General features: G+C 74.2%; 3 protein-coding genes. All 3 read right to left on the reverse strand.

From position 1 onward, the window contains the following. The coding region (locus AOK17_RS43045) for a DUF4350 domain-containing protein (RefSeq protein ID WP_107102650.1) at positions 1-1108 on the reverse strand (1108 nt) is incomplete at its 3' end. Next, positions 1105-1854, reverse strand: a complete 750-nt coding sequence (locus AOK17_RS43050) for a DUF4129 domain-containing protein (protein ID WP_055618096.1) — start codon at positions 1852-1854, stop codon at positions 1105-1107. The genes AOK17_RS43045 and AOK17_RS43050, both read right to left, overlap by 4 nt. Positions 1855-1858: 4 nt before the next feature. Next, a partial coding sequence (locus AOK17_RS43055; protein ID WP_055618097.1) for a DUF7847 domain-containing protein occupies positions 1859-3030 on the reverse strand: 1172 nt, incomplete at its 5' end.

Here is a 3030-nt window from a genome sequence, read left to right on the forward strand (position 1 = left end):
CTTCCCGGTGGAGCTGGGCGGACAGGGCGGGGAGCAGGGCCTCGGGCGCGTGCGCCTGGGCGGGGGAGACACCGACGAGGGGGGCGAGGCGGGTGCGGGTGGTGGAGCGCAGAGCCGCGGCGGCGCGGTCGCGGGCGTTGGACTTGCGGTAAAGGCGGGCGCGGCCTTCGACGGTCTCGGAGGCGCGGATCGCGACGGGGAGCTTCTCGGGCACGAGCGGGCCGAGGCGGCGGGCGCGCCAGAGGGCGGCCAGGATCGCGGCGAAGAAGAGCTGCAGCGTGCCCCAGAGCCAGCCGGAGGGCATCAGGTCGAAGAAGCTGCGGTCGCCGGCGTCGGTGGCCGAGTCGTCGGAGAGTGAGGGGAGGTACCAGACCAGGTGGGGGCGGGAACCGAGCAGTTGGAGGGCGAGCGAGGCGTTGCCCTGCTTGTCGAGGCGTTCGTTCTGGAGGATGTCGGGAGCACCGAGTACGACGGTGTCGCCGTTCCCCTCGGCCGCCGGGACGCGCAGCAGGGTGGGCAGGCCGTCGCCGGGGTAGCAGGAGTCGGCGCCGGGCGCGTTCGTGGTGTAGCGGATGCCGCCCGTTTCGGCCTTGCCCGCTCGTCGGGCGGCGGGCAGGGAGCAGTTGGGCGACAGCGTGGTGTCGAAGCTGGGCGCGGGGTCGGCGTCCACTCCCGGGGCGAGGGTGCCGACGGACGGGGTGGTGGGGGCGACGAGGACGGTACGGCCGCCGGAGTTCGCGAACGCCGAGTGGAGGCGGTTCTGCTGACGGTCGGTCAGCAGGTCGGGGCGGGCGACCAGCAGGGTCGTGTCGGAGCCGGTGGCGGCTGCGGCCTCTTTCAGGGTGGTGACCACGCGGGTGGACACGCCTCGGTCGGCGAGGAGTTCGGCGACGGCGCGGCTGCCGGAGGGGGTCGCGGAGCGCGGGTCGAGGCTGCCGCTCTCGGCGTCCGAGCGGACCGCGGCGATGGCGACGGCCGCCGCCAGGAGGACCACGAGCGCGAGCAGGACACCGCGCGAGCGGGTCCACAGCTGGCGGGCGGTGGGAGAGGCCGAGGTGGACGGCGGGGTGGCCTCGGGCGCCTCGGGTGCGGGGGCCTCGGTGGTCACTCGGCGGCCCCCCGGTGGGCGCTGTGGGCCGTGCTGTGGGTGCTGCTCACGAGGACCGGCCTGGTGCGTTCCAGGTCGCGGTCGAGTTGGGAGAGGCGTTGGTACGTATCCGGGCCGGCCGTTCGTCCGCCGTACGTCACGTCGTCGAAGTTCCGGGCCGCGGCGCGGAGTCGGTCGGTGTGGGCGGGGAGCGTGCGGGCCGCTTCGGCGGCGGCCTCGTCGGCGGTGCGGCCGGGGCGGGGGTCGAGCAGGGCGCGTTCCTCCAGGGAACGCACGACGGCGCGCATGCGCTCCTGGACGGCTTGGTTCCAGTGGGCCTGGGCCGCGTGTGCCTCGGCCGCGGCGCGGTGCTCGGCGGCGCTGCGCGGCCGGTCGTCGAAGAGCGGGGCCGCTGACGTCGGGCCGCGGCGTGGGGTGCCGAGGCGCCACCAGAGGGCGCCGATGAGAGCCAGGGCCGCCAGCACGACGACGAGGAGGCCGAGTGCGCCGCCCGGTGTCGCGGAGGAGGCGGCGTTGAACAGCTTGTCGACCCACTCCCAGAAGGCGTCCAGGGCGCGTTCGAGCAGGCTGGGGTCGTTCTCGTGGTACATCCGCTTGGACAACTCGCGCCGGGCCGCTTCCTGCGCGGCGTCGCGCGGGATCGTGACCGGCGGTTCGCCTTCGCCGCGCGACAGCGCGAGTACGGCCGTCCCGTTGGTGCTTTGCAGCGTCAGTACCGCTGTGAGAACTCCCCCCGCCAGGCTCACTCCGTCAGCTCCCCGGGGTGGAACCAGGGGTGCCGGAGCCGTAGTCCTGGACGCCGGCCGCGCGGGCCAGGTCGAGGTCGAGGGCCTCGCGGCGGATGCGCTGGTCAATGTAGAGGAGCACGGAGACGCCGGCGGTGATCGGGAACGTGAGCATGGAGCCGATCACCGAGCCGATCCCGCTGATGACGAGGAACGTCCAGCCGAGGTCGCCGGTGCCGGTGTTGAGGAAGCCGGTGACCCCCTCGCCGCTGAGCGCGGAGGCGAGGAAGGCGAAGGGGATCACGATGATCGACGCCACGATGTTCGCGATGATCGTGGCGAGCAGCTGGATGCCGAAGACCCGCCACCAGGAGCCGCGGACGAGCTTCGCGGAGCGGCTCATCGACTTGAAGACGCTCTGCTTCTCCAGCATCAGGGCGGGCGAGGCCAGCGAGAAGCGGATCATCAGCCAGAGCGCGACGACGGCCGCGGCCAGGCCGCCGAAGACGGCGAGCGCGATGGCGCCGTCACCTCCGCCTGCGAGGCCGACGAGGATGCCGGGCAGTGTGCCCAGGGCGCCGACGGTGATGGCGATGAGCGGCAGCAGGAAGGTCAGGCCGAAGAGCTTGGGCAGCTGCGGCCGGGCGTCGCTCCAGGCCTCCGCGGTGGTCACCGACTTGCCGAGCACGGCGCGGCTGGTCACGGTCGTGAGCAGGGCGGTCGCCACGATCGTGCCGAGCAGGGTGATCAGCAGGACGGCGCCGGAGTTCAGGAGGCTGTCGCCCAGGGCGCGCGACAGTTCGCCGGCGGTGGCGCTGGGGTCGTTGAGGGTCTCCGTGCTGGCGCTGTCGTCCAGGACGAAGCCCTGGAGCAGGATCACGGCGATCTGCGTGAAGATCGCGACGGTGAGCGAGATACCGAGCACGGTGCGCCAGTGCGTGCGCATCGTGGACACCGCGCCGTCGAGGATCTCGCCGACGCCGAGTGGGCGGAGCGGGATGACGCCGGGCTTGGCCGCGGGCGGGGGACCGCCCCAGCCGCCTCCCCAGCCGGGGTGGCCGCCGGGGCCGTAACCGCCGGGGCCGCCGTAGCCACCAGGGCCGCCGGGACCTCCGTAGCCGCCGTACCCGCCGGGGCCTGCGGGCGGTTGGCCGCCCCAGCCCGGGCCCGCGGGGGGCTGGCCACCCCAGCCGGGGC

This window comes from Streptomyces phaeochromogenes (genome assembly GCF_001418655.1).
GTDB lineage: Bacteria > Actinomycetota > Actinomycetes > Streptomycetales > Streptomycetaceae > Streptomyces > Streptomyces phaeochromogenes.